Source organism: Bradyrhizobium sp. B039, from assembly GCF_038965675.1.
Taxonomy (GTDB): Bacteria; Pseudomonadota; Alphaproteobacteria; order Rhizobiales; family Xanthobacteraceae; genus Bradyrhizobium; species Bradyrhizobium diazoefficiens.
The window spans coordinates 7,721,172-7,739,430 of sequence record NZ_CP152416.1; the positions used below are offsets into that span (position 1 = coordinate 7,721,172).

General features: G+C 58.0%; 15 protein-coding genes. 6 read left to right on the forward strand and 9 right to left on the reverse strand.

Annotated elements, in window-relative coordinates; genetic code table 11:
* The first annotated feature begins 425 nt into the window (after positions 1–425).
* Together AAFG50_RS36485 and AAFG50_RS36490 are read left to right on the forward strand one after the other, a co-directional pair.
* Complete coding sequence (locus AAFG50_RS36485) at positions 426–1,175, forward strand: hypothetical protein (protein ID WP_011084600.1); 750 nt, start codon at positions 426–428, stop codon at positions 1,173–1,175.
* Positions 1,176–1,229: 54 nt separating this feature from the next.
* Positions 1,230–1,949: a hypothetical protein gene (locus AAFG50_RS36490; protein WP_011084599.1), complete on the forward strand. Its 720-nt coding sequence runs from the start codon at positions 1,230–1,232 to the stop codon at positions 1,947–1,949.
* Positions 1,950–2,495: 546 nt separating this feature from the next.
* Here the strand turns inward: AAFG50_RS36490 and AAFG50_RS36495 are convergent.
* The 3 genes from AAFG50_RS36495 to AAFG50_RS36505 all read right to left on the reverse strand — a co-directional run bounded on the left by AAFG50_RS36495 (position 2,496) and on the right by AAFG50_RS36505 (position 4,798).
* Complete coding sequence (locus AAFG50_RS36495; protein WP_074076604.1) at positions 2,496–2,957, reverse strand: NEL-type E3 ubiquitin ligase domain-containing protein; 462 nt, start codon at positions 2,955–2,957, stop codon at positions 2,496–2,498.
* A gap of 66 nt (positions 2,958–3,023) precedes the next feature.
* On the reverse strand, positions 3,024–3,413 hold the full coding sequence (locus AAFG50_RS36500) for a hypothetical protein (RefSeq protein ID WP_038960313.1): 390 nt from the start codon (positions 3,411–3,413) through the stop codon (positions 3,024–3,026).
* A gap of 1,088 nt (positions 3,414–4,501) precedes the next feature.
* Positions 4,502–4,798 carry a hypothetical protein gene (locus tag AAFG50_RS36505; protein WP_161170740.1) on the reverse strand — a complete coding sequence of 99 codons (297 nt, stop codon included), beginning with the start codon at positions 4,796–4,798 and terminating at the stop codon, positions 4,502–4,504.
* Positions 4,799–6,865: 2,067 nt separating this feature from the next.
* Between AAFG50_RS36505 and modC the strand changes: the two genes are divergently transcribed.
* From modC to AAFG50_RS36525, 4 genes are all read left to right on the forward strand, one after another.
* Positions 6,866–7,975: a molybdenum ABC transporter ATP-binding protein gene (modC, locus tag AAFG50_RS36510; protein ID WP_014497956.1), complete on the forward strand. Its 1,110-nt coding sequence runs from the start codon at positions 6,866–6,868 to the stop codon at positions 7,973–7,975.
* A 56-nt stretch (positions 7,976–8,031) separates the two neighbouring features.
* Positions 8,032–9,300 (forward strand): IS256 family transposase, encoded by a 1,269-nt coding sequence (locus AAFG50_RS36515; protein WP_166466029.1) that lies wholly within the window; start codon positions 8,032–8,034, stop codon positions 9,298–9,300.
* Between the two features lie 1,028 nt (positions 9,301–10,328).
* Positions 10,329–10,883, forward strand: coding sequence for a peroxiredoxin (locus AAFG50_RS36520; protein ID WP_011084586.1), 555 nt, complete (start codon positions 10,329–10,331; stop codon positions 10,881–10,883).
* 6 nt (positions 10,884–10,889) lie between these two features.
* Positions 10,890–11,438, forward strand: coding sequence for a carboxymuconolactone decarboxylase family protein (locus AAFG50_RS36525; RefSeq protein ID WP_011084585.1), 549 nt, complete (start codon positions 10,890–10,892; stop codon positions 11,436–11,438).
* 211 nt (positions 11,439–11,649) lie between these two features.
* Here the strand turns inward: AAFG50_RS36525 and AAFG50_RS36530 are convergent, their stop codons facing one another.
* From AAFG50_RS36530 to nifH, 6 genes are all read right to left on the reverse strand, one after another.
* Entirely contained in the window at positions 11,650–11,946 is a 297-nt protein-coding gene (locus tag AAFG50_RS36530) for a ferredoxin family protein (protein ID WP_011084584.1), read from the reverse strand.
* 38 nt (positions 11,947–11,984) lie between these two features.
* Positions 11,985–13,292: an FAD-dependent monooxygenase gene (locus tag AAFG50_RS36535; protein ID WP_011084583.1), complete on the reverse strand. Its 1,308-nt coding sequence runs from the start codon at positions 13,290–13,292 to the stop codon at positions 11,985–11,987.
* Between the two features lie 11 nt (positions 13,293–13,303).
* Complete coding sequence (locus tag AAFG50_RS36540; RefSeq protein ID WP_014497958.1) at positions 13,304–14,413, reverse strand: electron transfer flavoprotein subunit alpha/FixB family protein; 1,110 nt, start codon at positions 14,411–14,413, stop codon at positions 13,304–13,306.
* Between the two features lie 950 nt (positions 14,414–15,363).
* Positions 15,364–15,705: a nitrogenase stabilizing/protective protein NifW gene (gene nifW, locus AAFG50_RS36545; RefSeq protein WP_011084580.1), complete on the reverse strand. Its 342-nt coding sequence runs from the start codon at positions 15,703–15,705 to the stop codon at positions 15,364–15,366.
* Positions 15,706–16,358: 653 nt separating this feature from the next.
* Entirely contained in the window at positions 16,359–17,135 is a 777-nt protein-coding gene (locus tag AAFG50_RS36550) for a nitrogen fixation protein NifQ (RefSeq protein ID WP_049813250.1), read from the reverse strand.
* Between the two features lie 145 nt (positions 17,136–17,280).
* The gene (gene nifH / locus AAFG50_RS36555; protein WP_011084578.1) at positions 17,281–18,165 is read right to left on the reverse strand and encodes a nitrogenase iron protein; all 885 of its coding nucleotides are present in this window, start codon (positions 18,163–18,165) and stop codon (positions 17,281–17,283) included.
* Positions 18,166–18,259: the final 94 nt, after the last annotated feature.

An 18,259-nucleotide genomic window follows, 5' to 3' on the forward strand; every position in this document is an offset into this window, starting at 1 on the left:
TTTGATGGTCTGCGAAGCCATAGTCGGACCGCCTAGCATCCCCCCGATTTGCGCTTTCATCGAGCTCGCAATCTGACGCTACGTAAGACTCGGTCTCCCATTAAAATTTGATAGCGGCAGCGACAGCATCCATAGCGAACCTACGGCAATCCAACGATCACCATGGGCAGACTTTGATTCTTGCCCCGCATATTCCAGCCGCACACAAACCTCACGTAAATCACCAGTACAAGTGATTACTCCCATTGCCGGAGCTGCATCATCACGCGACGTTACTCGCTAGATGTTGAAAACGCTTATCAGTTGCAGAGCTCTCGCATCGGCGGTTCATTGCCCCTTCTTTCCGCCATGTTCGCACCCAAAGCAGTGACGCGCCGATAGCGCACTTTGCGCGCGGCAATAGCAAGAGCTCAGGAGATGTTTCTATGGTGAAGCCAGTGGTAATTGTAGTCGGTGCGGACAAGGGAGGAGTCGGCAAGACGACCGTATCACGAACGCTACTGGACTACTTTAGCGTCAATAACGTGCAAATACGCGCGTTCGACACGGAGTCGCCCCGGGGAACGCTGAAGCGCTTTTACCCCGGGATCACTGAGATCGTCGACATGACTGCGACGGCGGACCAGATGAAGATCTTCGATACCTTGAACTCAGGGCTGTCCGTCACTGTCATCGATGCTCGCGCAGGCCTACTGTCCTCTGCGCTGGCTTCCTTGCGCAACATCGGCTTTCTGGACTCGGCACGGTCTGGCCAGATCACATTTGCCGTGTTCCACATCCTGGGATCATCTATCGCGTCGCTAGACGAGATCGAGGAAACCGCGACTTTCATGACCGGTGCAAAGTACTACCTGGTCAAGAACTTCATCAACGACACTCAATTCTTCCAGTGGGATCAAGCTACTTATAATTCCTATTTTCATCGCATCAAACATGCGACTGAGTTGACCATCCCGAAGCTTAACGAGATGGCGTATGAGCAGGTGGAAGTCGCGTCCGTCCCGTTCATAGACTTCGTCGCGAACAAGGGACGCAATGATGAACCCGCGAACAACTCCTTCGTGCTGCGCGGCTATGTCCGGCACTGGCTGGCAAATGTCTGGAGCGAATTTGATCGCATCAACTTGACGGAATTGGCCGGGGCCAAGTCCGCCACCCGGGCCGGCGAGAAGTAGCCGTATATCCGGCAAGCTCGAGCCCACGCACAGAACGAAATTGATCTGCTGGCTATGTTAGCGACCCCCATCTACATCATCTGCTCACCTAGCCCGCAGGTCGGTAAAACCCTCATCGCTCGGGCCATGAGCGAGTTCTTGCTGCTGAAAGACGGTACAACGCTGTCGTTTGACGTCAACTTGAAAGAGCCATCATTGCTCGACTACCTGCCCAACATCACGGAGACCGCGGATGTGATCGACACATACGGCAAGATGCAGCTGATGGACCCTCTCATCGTTCACGATCGTGTACCCAAAGTAATCGATCTCGGCTTTCACGCCTTCGACGAATTCTTCAAGATGTGCGAGGAGATTGGCTTCGTCAAGGAGACGGCGCGGTGCTGTGTCACCCCTGTCGTACTCTTCGTCGCGGGCGCAGATCGCATCTCCTTTCGTGGTTACGAGATGCTGCGGCGGCGAATTCCCCCGGCCTCGCTGGTCATCATCCACAATGAATTCGCACTGCGCGGCGGATTACCTGAAGCGATGGACGGCGATCGGGTGATTCGAATTTCCGCACTACCGCTGTTCCTTAAGAGATATATAGATCGGCTTGGCTTTTCCTTCACTGGGTATCTGCGCAACGAGAAGGACTGGTCCACCGAGCTGCATCAATGGATCCGGCGGAATTACGGCATGTTTCGCGATCTGGATTCGAGTGTGACGCTGCGAAGGTGGGATCGGCCGCGGGGGACGGACATCGGTAGCCTACGTTGCACGAGGGCGACTTGAAGAGATCGGTCTGATCCCCCATCTATTTGTCTGGCCTATGAGAGGCCGTTGAGCGCTGAGTTCAACGGCGCTCGCAACGTGAACGCATTGCGTTTTGCTAATCTTCTCTTGGATGTCCATCCTATACCATGATCGTCCGCACGGACGCACGGGCGCAATTAACAGAGCTCATTCGGCAATGGCTCATGCAGACAGTCCGTCATGCAGGCAGTCCGTCCCGGAAGGCGTCGATTAAATTTTGACTTTTGTGACCGGCGAGGCGGATCGACGGACCCTCCTTCGGAGGTGCGCTCATAGCTGAAGGCCGAGCTTCCCGAGGACCTGATGCAGGAGCGCGCTTTTGATCGCGCGGGCAATCTCGTTTCGTATCTGGCGCCGAGGACCGGCTCGGCATCGGCATCGCCCGTCAGACCATGCTCAGCCAGTCGCTCATCCAAGCGGGTTTCAAATTGTACACCCATCACGCCGACGAGCCGCTCCTGCATTTCAGCATAATCTTGGGGTACCATACGCCTCACCACGCTTTCCATGGTTGCCATCGCGTCGCTAAATAGTCCCGAAATTCCGCCGCTTCCCGTCCCGCGCCGACGCCTCGGCCCTGGCCACATCGGCCTCGGTCACTTGAGACACATTCATGAAGCGCATGTCGGGAGCGTTGTGCCGCAGCTCCAGGGCGTCCCGCAGCTGGGCTTGGTAGGCAAGATAAACCTCGATCTCGTCGACATCCGCGTCGGGATCGGCACGGCGAAGTGAGTTGACCCTCTCGCGCGCGATCCCGTCAAGCGCTTCCAAGCGAAACAAGACGCGGTCGTTCTGGAGCAGTTCGCCGAGGCGCCCGTCATAGAGTCCGTCCTCGACATCAGCGTTCAGGCGTGCGGTCTGCATGCCGTTCCAGACCAAAGTAACGCGATCTTCGCAGCTCCCGTTCGCTCCCGAAGCCAACTCGAAATACTGCTCGCGTAAACGGGGCCTGACGGCTGCCTGCCGCAGATCTTCGGCGACCGCCAGGCGGAACGCCTAGTGATGGTAGTTCACGGTCTCTGCAGGCAGGCGCGTCAGCCCATTGCTGATGGCCTAGAGCCGCTGGAGGCCGGTCGAAAGTGTCTCGGGCAGGCTGTCGAGCTGATTGTGATCCACATTCAGGCGGCGCACCTCGGCCAAAATGGGCGCAGGCAAGGCGGTAAGGGACCGAGACGACAGATCTAGCGGCTGATTGAGATCACCCGTCCACCGCCAAGCCGACGTTCGGCTTACCGCTTGTTGCCGATCCCCATGTTGCCCCTGCCCGTCTTCGGCAGCCCAGTTGGCCAGCACCTCCTCCGGCGAGGCAACCGCTCCGGCAGCGGACGTGTGCACGCCGGCCAAGGTCTCTCCCCACAGCGGTGCGGCCGGAGAGCCTGGTTCGGAGCTTTCCAAATCGGAAGTTGCGGAAGGAATACGAGTGACGAGCTGTTCTGTGTTCATCGATATCGTTTCTTCGGTAGCAAAATGAAGCGAATGCGCCGGGGCGGCGCATCTTAGAACCGCCAATCCTCCACTATGGCTGACGCGCCACCGGCCCACAAGGAGTGAGGTGCGATCCCACAAGCGTGCCGACAGGCACGAATGGCCCGGATACGCTTCTGCAACTAGCACCCACTGCAGACAGTGTAGCGAATCCAGACGGCGTTTCGCTCGCGGATCAATTGATATTGCAGTCCACCGGTCTCGCCTGCGAGCTCTGCGCCCATTGAGCCAAGCCTGCAAGGGAGTAGCGGCGCTCATGATACGAGCGCCACCTGTCGATAACCTGACGCAGTCCGGAGCGACGAAATGACGGATGGCGTTTGTAATTCCGTAACCTTGGGCTCAGCTCTCCGCAGACGAATCACTTTGTGCTGGACCGGCTGGTGGCGGGTGCCGGTCCGCCGGCAGCAGCGCGTTTAGGCCGGCAACTTTGCTGTGACGTGAGGCGAGGCGGCCATACTTCTCCCCGGGGTCAAACGCTTGGGCGATAGCTGAGCTCAAAAGCTTGCAGCCTATCGCGCTAACGCGCTTGGCTACGAGACGCAGCGCGCCCCGATGTCAACACCGCGGGCTCGCTAATTCTCTTCGACGCGGAGTTCCCAGCCATTTTAACATTGGTCACGTGAACCGGCAAACGGCGATCGGGCGGCTCTTCACGATATCCTTCCGACTGGATAATCGGACAGGTGCATCTGTCACTGGTACGACAGATTTTCTGTGTCGAGCTCAGTGTAGCCTAGCTGCGCCGCGACCAAATAACTCGAGCAGCTAGTGCGCCTTGTTGATCTCGCGTTAAACACGCTTAACCCTATGAGCGCTGGAATTGTGCAGGACACACGTTCGCGGCGCATTGAAACCGCGAGGATCTGCCGCGATTTCTCGCCAAACGCGCGGCGTAGGATAATATTGACTTATAAGCGTCGCATACATCGGACTTCTCGCCTCCTCCGGACACGAGCGGGCGATACGCCGTTGTCGGCTCAACTATCCGGCAGGAATGCGGAGCCAGGGAACGACCGCTCGACGAGCATCGCCATGTTTTACACTTAAGGATCAACATCCGTGATGACTTCGATTGATGATACGCTAAGTGAGATCAGATGGCTGCGAAACGGAATCTGGCGCTGCCGCCGGCTACTTAACACCGACCTGCCTGGCACCGAACGCAAGGCCCTTGAGAAGCGTCTGCATGAACAGCTCTCTGCCTTTGAACGGCTCTCGTCGACGGCGTTTCCTTTCGCCTTGAGCTCTAAAGTGTATTCGGTCAGGAGCACCACAATCGGGCGAAGCGACTCCCCTGAAGCGCCCATAGAGAACGCCGCAATGGTATCAAGCGGTTGCATGGGGAAATCGATCAGCGGCTAACAAAAGAGGTTTCCTAGCCCAATCTGTTACAGCTCAGTCTAGCCGAAGGTAATCCTGAGAAATCTAAGGCAACCGCGATGAAACAAACGCGCTGATATTCCGGCAATCATTGGCTGTCGCAGCCGACTTAGCCACTTCCGCAAAAATACGTAGTCGCGGGCCACAATGCCATAAATTGATGACAGTACGGTCCACTGCCTCCACAGCTGACGCTGATTGCCCTTGGGACCAGCCACAGAGAGACGAAAGCAACTTCACAAAACCTCGAAGCCGCGAATGGCTACAGCGCTGAACAAAGCGCAACTGCTGCAGCACGAAACTCGAAATTCAAGGCCGCACCACGCCTGGGCAACTGTATCGCTAATCGAGCCAATCCAATCACGGATCGGTCCCACCCAGCCGACTGCGCCTCGGCAGGCTGATGCTCCAGCCCGGTCGACCTTCAGCCACCAAGCTGGCCAACCCCGCCGCCCGTCAGTCTGAATACTTCACTATCGTTCGAGTTCGCAACTGCCGCGTCTCTCGATGAGGGCCTACCGGGCGCTTGTTGAGCGATTGTCTCGGTGCATCGTTTTCGTTTGCCGCGGTTGGCATCATGCGCCGGCATTCGCGGTGCAAGTTTTTGAAATTGTCCCTAAGACAAAACATGGCCACGTCAACATCGCTACGGCCTGTAAAGCGGTCACAGAAGCGGATCACGTCTGATTTGCACGACGCCAAGACTTCCTCGGCTCGCCGATCTCGCGCGCGAGCGTGTCCTGTGCACCATGTCGCAGCGATCGCGATCGCAGCGAGGACGGCTGCAAAGCGATGCGCATTGCAAGTCCAGCCCATTCGTCGCTCTTGATTGACCAAACCCCTCATAAGACGCCTGTGCTTCTCTGTTTTTCTTTGCCCCGAGAGGTGATCTGTTTACCGGATTGGAATGCCTCGGCAGCCATGAGTCTCGCTTCTCGCGGGCCGGCTGCAATGATTGCCGCGCTCCGAATCATTATCCCGCCACTCGCAACACGCATTGCGAAGACCGCGACAAACAGAGATCGGCCGTTTAGCACTTATGTGCCCATGTTGGCTCCCAATATGGTTTTCTGCTTCGCCATGCCTACAACCTGACGTTACGGTCGATTCAAGCACTTTGAGCGCGCGGGCACCGCATATCATCTCGGTCAGCGCTTTCGCCAAGCGACCGTCTACAGGCCTTCTCCGCCGAGTAGATCGGATGGCGCGTCAGTCGGATGGCATGGAGTTGTGCATCATTGACGAGCTCTACGGCCGCATATTCGCCAAAGCACGATCTCGAACGCGAGAGGCTTGGCATGATCCTTGGGTGCCGCCTCACGGCCCTGCATGTGCGGTTGGAGACGCGAGCGTCAAAGTCCTACAATAGGATGCGGCGATTTAAGACGCGGAGTGGAGACAGATAAAACGCCTCCCTTGCCGCTAACCGCCCAGTTATCACTTCGAACGGCACGCGGATTGCTGGGTAAGTATCAGCCAGTTGCCGGGAAGGAAGCGGCTCAGGCGGAGCCGGAGTTCCAATGAGACTTATTCGATTCATGTTAATCGACCTGGCGCTGATGCTGGTCGCACCTGAGAGTGCAGAGGCTACGATCAGCTACTGGGCAGACTTCAAATCGGCTCGCGAAGCTGTGGGATCATTGATGCCGATTTCCGGCCGCGGGCCAGTATTCAGCTTTGGCGTGAGCCGGCATCTTTGCCCCCCAACCTCTCAAGCCGCGCCATTCAACATTCACCAGAAGGCCTCGGCCCGGCCAAGCAGACCAAAGACCTCGCGTTGCTGGAAAGGCGGCGCTTAACTCTTAAGGTAAGCGCGCCGGCCACCGTACCGATTGCCACGATCCACCGGCGTGGAGCTGCTCAACAAGGCTCCGGACTTGAAACCGCTCTGCACGCCTCCCTCCCACTTTATACCCTCTTGCGAGCAGCAGCGCCGTGCTGGAGCGGAATAGACTGGATGGCCAGCAGCATAACGATCACCTCCAGTGCAGCCGCTAGGCTCCTCACTTAGATGGAAGATACAGCACATGGGCGGGTTCACCAAAGAAGCCAAGAAGGGCTATATTGAGGTTGCCTTCAACGGCTCGCTCGCGAGCATTCTGCTTGATACGCAGTTCAGCGTACCGGCCAAAGGCGTCACAGCGATTTTTGGTCCGCCTGGGTGCGGCAAAACTACACTCGCGCGCTGCATCGCTGGCGTGCAGCGTCTGCCGAATGGCTTCTGTGCGATTGATGGGGAGATTTGGCAAGATGAGACGACGTTTCGACCGCCTCATCTGCGTCGCGTCGCATATGTATTTCAGCTACCGATCCTCTCTTCTCATTTGTCGGTACGACGCACCCTTTTATACAACGCGTCAAACTCGGAACCGACACTGATCGATTTTGATGGTGTGGTCGAATTGCTCGGCTTGGCGCCACTGCTCGAGCGTACGCCATCACATCTTTCCAAGACCGAGCGGCAGCGACTTGCCCTTGGCAGTGCGCTGCTAGGCCAGCCTCGGCTACTCCTGCTGGACGATCCACTCATTGTGCGCGACCGCTCCGCCAAATGCGAGATCCTGCCATTTCTCGAACGCATCCTGCAATCGCTTGCGTTGCCGATGATCTACATCAGCCATGACATCACCGATATCGAACGTCTCGCCGATCATCTCGTCATGATGAAAGATGGCACCGTGACTGCGGCCGGTCCGCTCAATGTCACCCAGAGCGACCCGGCGCTCGCCAGCCGCAGTGAAGCGGCAATCTGTCTGGATACTATGGTCGGCGGTTATGACGGGCGCTACGGGCTGGTCAAGCTCCGCCTCAAATCCGCGCGCTTTCTGATACCAGCAGTACCGCTAAGGCCGGGCGCAAGGCTGCGGCTGCGCATCGCTGCCGGCGACGTCAGCATTGCGTGCGAACCTCCGCGCGCAAGCTCTATCCTCAATGTATTTCGAGCACGCATAACGGCCTCTCTGCCGCACGGCGATGCTGAGGTCACCTTGGTTCTGACCCTTGAAACTGGCCACTCTGGCGTGCCGCTTTTGGCGCGCATCACGCGCCGCTCCTTTGATGCCCTACGGCTCAGTATTGGAGCGGAAGTATTCGCGGAAGAGCTATGCGGGAAACTGGGTGATGACGGAATGAGATAGGCGGCGTATCGAGGCGGGTGTCGAGCCTGCCAGAACCTCAAGGAGAGCGATACGCCATGAACGAGCATAGCAACATTGTCCCACTGCGTCAGCCCGATGAGATCGACGATCCACTGACGAATATTTTGCGATCTGGTGCTCGGCAGCTGCTTGCGCAGGCTGTCGAGATGGAAGCCGAGGCGTTTCTCGCCGCGATGAAGGGCTTGAAGCTTCCCGATGGCCGCGACCGCCTCGTGCGGCACGGCCATGGTCCAGTGCGGACGATCCAGACGGGGATCGGCGCCGTCGAAGTCGCCCGGGTAAAGATTCGCGATCGCGCGGTGACCAGCGATGGCGAGCGGATCCGCTTCACCTCGGCGATCCTGCCGTTGTGGGCACGGCGCACGAAGAGCTTGGATGCACTTTTGCCGGTTCTGTACCTGCGAGGCATCTCGACGGGCGACTTCCAGGAGGCGCTGGCGGCGCTCCTGGGCAAGGATGCGCCGAATCTTTCTCCGGGGGTGGTTTCCAGACTGACGACGGAGTGGCAGCTCGAGTACGAGCGTTGGCAGAAGCGCGATCTGTCGGCGCGCCGGTACGTATACGTGTGGGCGGACGGCGTCTTCCTGCAGGCTCGCATGGAAGACCACAGCGAATGCATGCTGGTGCTGATCGGCGCGACGCCGGAAGGCAAGAAGGAACTCATCGGCTTCCAGGTCGGCGTGCGCGAGAGCACGCAGAGCTGGCACGAACTGCTCGTCGAGGCGAAAACCCGTGGGCTGAAGATCGCCCCGGAAATCGCCGTCGGTGACGGCGCGCTCGGCTTCTGGAAGGCGCTCGACGAGGTCTTTCCCGCCACGCGACATCAGCGGTGCTGGGTGCACAAAACCGCGAATATCTTGAACAAAGTCGCAGTGTCGGTACAGGCCAGCATGAAGAAGGATCTGCGCGAGGTCTATTTGGCGTCCAACCGAGCTTCGGCCGAAGTGGCGATCGATGTCTTTGCCGAGAAATACGGAGCGAAGTACGACAAGGCGGTCGAGTGCCTGACGAAAGATCGCGACGCAATGCTTGCGTTCTACGAATTCCCCGCCGAGCATTGGGACCACTTGCGGACGGCGAATCCCATCGAAAGCGTGTTCGCGACGGTCCGGCACAGAACGGTGCGCACGAAAGGTTCGTTATCGTCAACGACTGCCAAGTTGATGGTGTTCAAGCTGCTCTGCGCCGCATCAAAGACCTGGCGGCGGCTGAAAGGCACAAATCAGTTGCCGAAGGTCATCGCAGGTGTCAGATTCGAAAACGGCATCGAGGTCATCCAAGTGCCGGAAAACCACGCCGCCTGATCGCCTCGTCACCCAAAATCCCGCATAGCTCTTCGCGGAAGTCGCGCGCGCCGTTCCGCTCGGGCTGCCGAGCGGTGGCTTGCAAGGCCTGCCACATCCCCATGAGCACCTTGGACGGCTATGTCTGGACGCGAGAAACACACCAGCAAGATCGCGGCCATCATCGATAGTCTAGATGAGATAGATTCGAATAGCGCTCCGGGCAGTTCTTTACCTGCCAAAGACGATCTTGAGGCTACCTGCCGATTCCGCTTTGGATGTCGCGCAGCGAGGAAGGCATCACCTTACAGGTGCAGCGGCACTCGAGGGGGGCACACACATTATGCTCGCAAGCGAACGTTGCGAGGGGAGAACAGATCTCGATTTCCCAACCGTTCGGCAGCAGAACAATCCGGTCTTGACAAAAACGGTTGCCGAGGCTGCGCCCGCCGTCTCCCGGGCGCTTCGCAGCAGGACCCCATCTCCTTGCGATCAGCAAATTCGCCAAACAACGGGAATGAGCTGACCGGACCTGCGCGCCGAATCGTTACGATAGCCAGGCGTACCGGACTTAACAGACGTTCCGAAAAACATGCCTTGCGGCCGGCGCCGTTCAACCCCAGCTGCGGCTATTGGTCGGAACGATACCGGGCGGCGCACGCCCATCGAAACCCTTCGCCATTTGCGGAAGCCGCCTTAGCTCCCGCGTCCGCTGCTGCGCCGCCTCGATGCCTTGCGAACGCGCCGATTGTGGACCTTGAACGGCACGACGTCGCAGTTACCAGCGGCGAGCGCCAAACTGCCATAGCCCGGCCAGGCCGGCTGTGCAGTGCCTACCGGTCGGGGACGAGATTGCTTCGGTTTAGGTCTGGCTGCCGTCTTCCCGCCAACCGCGTAGCCAGCGCCCGTGTACTTTCGTGCTCAAAGGCGCCTGTATCCAAGCCGCTGGGCTGGTCTTGTTGCGCCAATTCTAGGTCTAAGAATGCGTGGCATATGGTTTGCTCCACCAGTGAGGTCACGATCTACAAAAGCAAGTTTGTGAGGACACCATGCTCGGAATTGGAAGTCAGTTGCCGCCATTCGACATCACAGGCGTGAAGCCCGGTTTTCAAGCGCAGGAAGAGGAAGGGCAGAGTGCGTTTGAGACGCTGACCGAAATGAGCTTTCCGGAGAAATGGAAGATCATCTTCTTTTACCCAAAGGACTTTACCTTCGTCTGCCCGACAGAGATCGCAGAATTTGCTCGGCTTTCCAAGGAATTCGCTGACCGAGATGCGGTTGTACTGGGTGGCTCGACTGACAACGAGTTCTGCAAGCTTGCTTGGCGGCGCTCACATGTCGACCTGCACAATCTACCAATCTGGCAATTTGCCGACACAAAGGGAACGCTCGTCGATGGCCTCGGGGTGCGTTCACCCGAAGGGGTTGCCTATCGTTATACCTTCATTGTTGACCCCCAAAACACGATTCAGCACGTCTATGCGACCAATCTGAGTGTGGGCCGCAGTCCTAAGGACACACTCCGCGTTCTAGACGCGCTGCAAACCGACGAGCTCTGTCCCTGCAACCGCGAAATCGGCGGGGAAACACTGAAGGTTGCGTGACGCAGCATGTCGCCGATCGAACAAATCTACGACAAGATTCCCGATTTCGCGAAGGATGTCAGGATTAACTTGACCTCCTTGATGGCCGATGAGACGCTTTCGCCGCGGCGAAAATACGGGGTGCTGGTAGCGAGTGCAGTTGCCACCCGCAATTCAGCCCTGATTGCCGCGGTGGAATCGGCAGCCTCGGGCGTGATGACATCTGTGGCGATCGCCGCAGCGAAAGCTGCGGCCTCCGTAGTGGTAATGAACAATGTCTACTACCGCTTCGTTCACCTCGCTTCCAACCCAGAATACAAGACGATGCCGCCGCGGCTGCGCATGGACGTGATTGGCAATCCCGGCGTGGACAAGTCCGATTTCGAGCTGTGGTCGCTTGCTGTCTCCTCCATAAACGGCTGCGGTATCTGCATTGATGCCCATGAGAGGACATTGAGAGCCGCGGGCGTCAATTCGGAGACGATCCAGACCGCCGTGCGCTTTGCTGCGATCACACAGTCAGTGGCGATCGCACTCGAGGCCGCTGGGCCTGCCTCCCCTCAGGCAGGAGACTGATCTTTTCTCTGCCATCAGATCGACGGCATCGTGGCGCTACTCAGTGGCGCCACAACGAGCCTTTTGCTGCTTATCTGCATGTCACGTCTTGCGTCGCGTTGCGATGACGGGTGTCTTCTCAAACAACCCGGCGCTATGCAGGTGACAGTGAGCGCGCCACAGATACAGTGAGATTGCGTCGGCTAACGCCGCACCACCCTTCGCTCTGTCATCACCCAAACTTGAACAGAACACCATATCCGCCGCGCGGGTGGCTCCATTCGATGTCGCCGGTCGGCTCGGCGATCACGCGGCAGGTACCGCATTCAATGCAGCCATCAACTGTAACTTCGACCTGGCCGTTGTCGTTGAGCTCGTAGCATCGCGCCGGGCAGGCCTTCAAAAGTGTGAGGAGCTGCGGCGATGGCGTCTTGTGCGCACGTACCCTGACGTGAGGGTGCCCGGCGTCGACAAGATAACGGTTGTAGTACAGCTTGTCTTCGACGCGCACGGAGGGTTCGACATTCATGCTTTTGCCTTCCACTGTTGGACTTCACACTGTCGCGATCACCGCCAGGCCCTGGCAAAACGGTAAGCATCGCCGACCAGACCTGACCATGACCGCGTCTTGACAAAGGATTTGAGGCTCGCCTTCTCCTTCTCAACCTTGGGCGTACCATCGACGCGCACAAAGTTCTGCATCGCCTTGGAGATAAGCTGCGGATAAGTGAGAAAGAAATTTTCGGAGTGGGTATGCATGAGGGGTGGCAAATCCTTGTACTTCTTGAGATCTTTGATGACGAAAGAATCGTCCAACATCTTTTTGTAGATTGAGAGATTTGTTGCACTCATCGGTTCGCCGCGCGATTTGACCAGACCTATCGCTTCGGCCGCGATACGGCCCGATGTCATCGCGAGATTGGAGCCCTCACGATGAACGGCATTGTTGAGTTGGGCGGCATCGCCCACGACGACCCAGCCCTCCCCATAAAGCTGTGGGATCGATTTGTAACCGCCTTCGGGAATGAGATGCGCCGAATATTCCTTTACTTCGGACCCTGCTATCAGTGGCGCCACAGAGGGATGCCTTTTGAATTCATCGAGCAGGCCATACGGCGTTTGGCCCGTGCGTTGGAAGTCGGCGACGAGACAACCGATGCCAAGCGAAATGCACTCTTTGTTGGCGTAGATGAAACCCATCCCGGTCATGCCGCGGGAAATGGTACCGGCAGCCTCTATCACGACGCCTTCATCCCCCTTAAGATTGAAGCGTGCTTCGATGGTTTCACGGGGCAAGAAGTGCATTTCCTTCACCGCGAGCGCAACGTTATCGGGTGCCGGACGGGCGCGCAGGCCCGCACGCGTGCCGAGCAAGCCATTGACCCCTTCGGCCAGAACGACGACGTCAGCATGTATCTCGCCGTCACGGCGATCTGTACGAACACCGACGACCCTGTTACGATCGTCCTGCGCGAGCTCTGTGACGGTGGTCTCGCAAAGCACGATCGCGCCAGCTTCCCGCACCTTTGAAGAAAACCATTTGTCAAACTGGGCGCGTATAATCGTATAGCGGTTCGGCCTCTGCTCGTTGAAGTCCTCCGAACGGTAGTGCATGCCGACATGCGAGCGATCGTCCATCATCCAGAACCGCTGTTCGATCAGGTGGCGTTCGAGTGGCGCCTCCTCTCGAAACTCGGGGATCAGCTTTTCCATCATGTCGGCATAGAGGATGGCCCCCTGCACATTTTTCGATCCGGGATATTCGCCCCGCTCGAGCTGCAGCACCTTCATGCCCTGTTTGGCCATCGTCAATGCCGCCGCGTTGCCGGCCATACCGGCTCCGACCACGATCGCATCGAATCTCTCTTCAATCATCAATATCTCCTCTAGACCGCGATCCTGGCGCGCGAATCTGGCAGAAGCCGCGCGCGAAATGCAGCCGTCAGGGCTGGCAACAATTGCATAGCATCACTGACGATCGCGAGATGGGCGAAGTCGAAGATCGGAGCGTTTTTGTCCGTGTTAACGGCGACGATCAGATCCGCGCCCTCGACGCCGACCCGGTGCTGGATCGCACCGGAAATGCCCGCGGCAATATAGAGCTTCGGCCGGATGGTTTTGCCTGTCTGACCGATTTGCCGGTCAGACGTAACCCAGCCCTTTTGCACGAGAGGACGCGAGCAGCCATATTCAGCCCCAAGCAGAGCTGCGAGCTCGCGTACCAACCGGAAGTTCTCAGGCGATCCCAGTCCAAGGCCGCCCGCAACCACAACATCGGCATAGGCCAGAGTGGAAGTTTCTGCATCGCGGTCGGGTAGGAAGGACAATACTTTCGTGACTATATCGTCTTCTACAAGGCCGAGCGGATGAACGACGATACGAGCGGCATCGCGCATAACGCGTGCAGGCATCGGCATCACTCGCGGGCGGACCGTGGCCATCTGCGGGCGGTAATTCAAGGTATAGATTGTGCAGAGCAACGAGCCGCCAAAAGTTGGCCGCGTCGCCGCAAGTGAACCGTCGGCGTCCACGTCCAGCGTGGTGCAGTCGGCAGTAAGCCCCGTCGATAGATTCGTCGCCACGGAACCTGCGAGATCGCGACCAAGCGTCGTGGCACCCAACAGTAATATCTCGGGCTTGTAGGTGTTGACGAGTTCGGTGAGCGCTTTCGTATAAGATTCGTTGCGGTAATCCGACAACACATTGTCGCTCACGAGATAGGCCAGATCGGCGCCGTAGCAAAAGGCTTCAAGTGCGGCGTTGCGTGTGTGCTGCCCCTCCGGACCGACAACGACAGCGGCAAGATTCACCTTTAGCCTGTCGGCAAGACCACGCCCCGCACCCATGAGCTCCCAGGAAACGGGATGCACTTGGCCCCGCTCCAGCTCGACGAAGACCCAGACGTGCTTGTACGACTTGAAGTGCTCCGGCAGTTCTTTTTTGGCTGCTCCGCGGCCGGCCCCTGCTGGCATCGCCGTTTTGCTGACCTTGCTCATAGTCTAAATTCCTCTGGAGATAGGCGCGCCCGCGCCACGGGTTGCTTTTTCGCTTTCGTTAACCGAAGTTCACTTTTGGCCGGCAAGTGGCTGGCTGCTCTGCCCGCCTGCGCGCTCGGACCAGTCGCACCACAATACGCGTCGTCGCAATTGGCGCACCCATTCGGCCGGCTTTGGAGGGATCTTGCAAACTGAATCCTTGGGTGCCGGGCTCGACGAGCGCCACCGTGGCCGGCCAGGACGAGGTGATCCTGACCGGCCACTTCCATGCCTTAGTTGACTAGTCCGTTCGCGGCGCCTCGCCGGTACCATCGATGGAGGTCCTGGCAAGGCTTCTGTCACGCGACCGTGCCGAGCCTCCAGCGCTGGCACTCCGTGTGGGAGGAGGGCACCACTTTTCGTAGCGCAGTTTCTATCTGCGATGAGATGCAGACACATTTGAGCGGGATCGGGGGCCGATTTGATGCGGACGCTACTGTGCATAGCCGCCGCAAGAGCCGCGCGAAGGGGACACCTATTATTGACTACCATCTCACCGTCACTACGAAACTGCGACCGCGTCAAAGACCGTTGCGAACAGACCTGACGGCATCGTAGGCCTCGATATGATGCCGCAGGGGGGCTCGGCAGGCAATGTAAGCAGCATCATGGGTCCTCCTTCAAACTCACCGCGGGCGCCACCATCTGTCGGCATCGATGATCAGATCAGCAGGACAACAGCAAGTGTCGTACCAGTTGCAAAGACGATTGAAGTCAGTGGGACGTATTGGCTTGCGCCACACATCAAACAGCTGCTGATACCTGGTCACGAATAATCCGGACATGGGTCGGGAATACGACAGCCGTTGGCCGGGCCATGACTAAGAGACTTGCCGCGATAAATAGAAAGCCGCATTAACGGAGCGCCTCGGCGTCCGCCGGACAGACTTCGCTTACAGTGGAACGCTAGGTCACTTCAACTCGCTCAAAGGAACGAAGGCCGCAGCCTTCTTGGAGTCTGAGACGGCATCCTTCAAAACCTTGAACACTCGCTCGTCGATCGGTGACGATGCCACGAAATCTCCATATGCCCGTTCCAGCATCGCCTTGCATCGAGTTCTGATTTCCGGCTCTGCGGCACCAGCAAATTTCTCCTGTGCGAGGTATTGTCCCATGCGCTTCAAAATGTGAAGGCGCGCGACATTCACGATCTTAGGGTCGTACTCGACGCCAAGCAGCGAAAAAAACTCCTCTGCCGATGAGGCCTTGCCGAGTCGATCTAGAATACCGGTTGCTGGGGATGAGCTGATCATCGAATATTCTCCTTCGGTTTAGCTCTGGTGAGCGCCCACATTGAGCGGATCCGAAACAGTAACGACAACGCGCCCGCGGGTTTTGCGGTTGCGCTCAATCTGATGAGAACTCGGTGACGGCGCGGAAAGACTTCTCATGACTGACACCTGAAGTTCGCGGGCCCGGTATATCCTAACACTTGGTTGACCTTTTCCATCGTTAGCTCCTGATGACTACACAGCCCGAAGACGGCATGGATATTGTGGCAAGGGACCACATATTTCATCGACACCCTTGCGTCGACCCTGCGTCGGCGCCTCTTTCCCGGGTCCGTGCGGCACTCCATCATGGTAAGCGGAAGATCTGCTTCGATAATTGCGCGGACGCGATGTTTTTGTTGACCGCGCCCGCCGTTACCGCCGCAGTCTTTGTGATCCTAACGGCCGACCTAGTGCAAGAAGTCACGCTTCTCTTTATGACCTTGTTCAGCAAATGCATCGTGGCAAATGCGACAGCGCTATGAGGCCGAACGCGTTGCCCTTTGGTGCGACAGGTCCGTTGCGGCGCACCAACACGGGTGAACTGTAGCCTAGCACTCGATCTTGCCGCCTTAACCACACGGCCGTCCGCTCGCATCCAAGTTGGTGATCCGCGCCCTCCTCCGACCTGCGGCCTACAAATGCGCTGAAGCCTTTTCGGATAACGATGCGACTGCGGTCTCTCCTGGCGTTTCAGATGCCCGGCCGCTGGACACAGCCGGCCATGCTGCGGCCTGCAACAGCAAATCGCGCCGACGCTCGGCCATCCGGCTCTCACCGCTTTCTTCACCGAAACAGATGTTGAATTCGTTACATTGATTGCACACGGGTGTCGTGCACATCGCAAGGCCTTCGTCCTCGCAAAGCATGCGGTAGAAGAAGCGCTTCCAACGCATATTGTTGACATTGCTCGCGGCGAGCGGCGCGAAATGCCGGCTCATCACGAGCGAGAGTTCGCCACGATCACGCAAGCCGAGAGCTTCCCAAAGATGGTCCGGCTCCATGGCGCGGCGCGCGATCATCGCAGCCAGCCACCGGCCGATATCCCCTTCCGTCGAGCGATGCTTGAGCAACAGATCGCGAAGCATTGCGATCTCCTCATCCTCTTCCCGCTTGAAGGGCGCGGCCTGCTCCGGGGCCCTGATCCCGGTTGGGAGAAAGTGCTGCTCCAGTAAGACCGCCAATTCAACGCCGGACAGGCCAACTTTCTCAGACAGACAGCCACCATCCATCGTGGCAGCCGCCAGGATAGACGCCAGGGCATGGCGATCGAGATTGCTGTCGATGGCGATATCGGCATTTGCAGGATGTTCACCGGTGAGCAGCCGGTAGGTTGAAATTCCCTTGTGCAACTGGCTATTGGCGTCAGCAGCACAGGCAGTCGTGAACGGAAGGACGTGCGGCTCGGACATAACTCTGCGGTTTTTCACAATGCGTGGTTCGTCACGGCGCACTCTGGTTTTCGCGGCCGATCGTCAGTATGCCGGCCCCCCCGGGAAGGGGGTGAGGGAGACCGGCATCTGTCGCTCGCCTTCGCAAGGCGGCGACTCGCGGCCTTTACGAGGCTGCGAGTTCGGCGGCGGTTTTGCCGATGATTGATTCATCCACGGCCTTTATAATGCCATGCTCCATCAGCATGTCCTCGAGCTCATCCATTGAGATCGGGGTCGGGATGATGCCCTTGCCGCCATTATTGTGAACCTTGGCCGCTAGTTTCCGATAGTGATCAGCCTGCTTGGAATCGGGTGCATATTCAAGCACCGTCATGCGACGCAGCTCTGCATGCTGCACCACATTGTCACGCGGCACGAAGTAGATCAGTTGAGTGCCAAGCTTCTTGGCCAACGCTTCCGCCAGTTCCAATTCCTTGTCGGTCTGCCGCTCGTTGCAGATCAGGCCGCCCAACCGCACCCCACCTGAGTTCGCGTATTTCAGGATCCCCTTGGAAATATTGTTTGCGGCATACATTGCCATCATTTCACCAGACATCACGATGTAGATCTCCTGCGCCTTGTTTTCGCGGATTGGCATCGCAAAGCCACCGCAAACAACGTCGCCAAGCACATCGTAAGAAACATAGTCAATGTTCTCGTAGGCTCCGTTCTCTTCAAGAAAATTGATCGAGGTGATGACACCGCGGCCGGCGCAGCCGACACCTGGCTCAGGGCCACCGGACTCAACGCAGCGAATGTCCTGGTAGCCAACCTTCATTACGTCCTCGAGCTCTAGATCCTCCACGCTGCCGGCGCTCGCGGCAAGACTCAAAATCGTGTCTTGAGCCTTGGCGTGCAGAATAAGGCGAGTCGAGTCCGCTTTCGGATCGCACCCTACAATCAGGATCTTCTGACCCATCTCTGCCAGCGCCGCTAGCGTGTTCTGCGAAGTGGTGGACTTGCCGATTCCGCCCTTCCCGTAGAAGGCGATTTGTCTTAGTGAAGCCATGCTGCTCTCCATCAACCGATTTGCCAAACGTTGCGCGCTTCTTTTGCGAGCTTTGCTTCCCTCGCAGAAGCGGGGGCACACGGGTTCAAGGGAA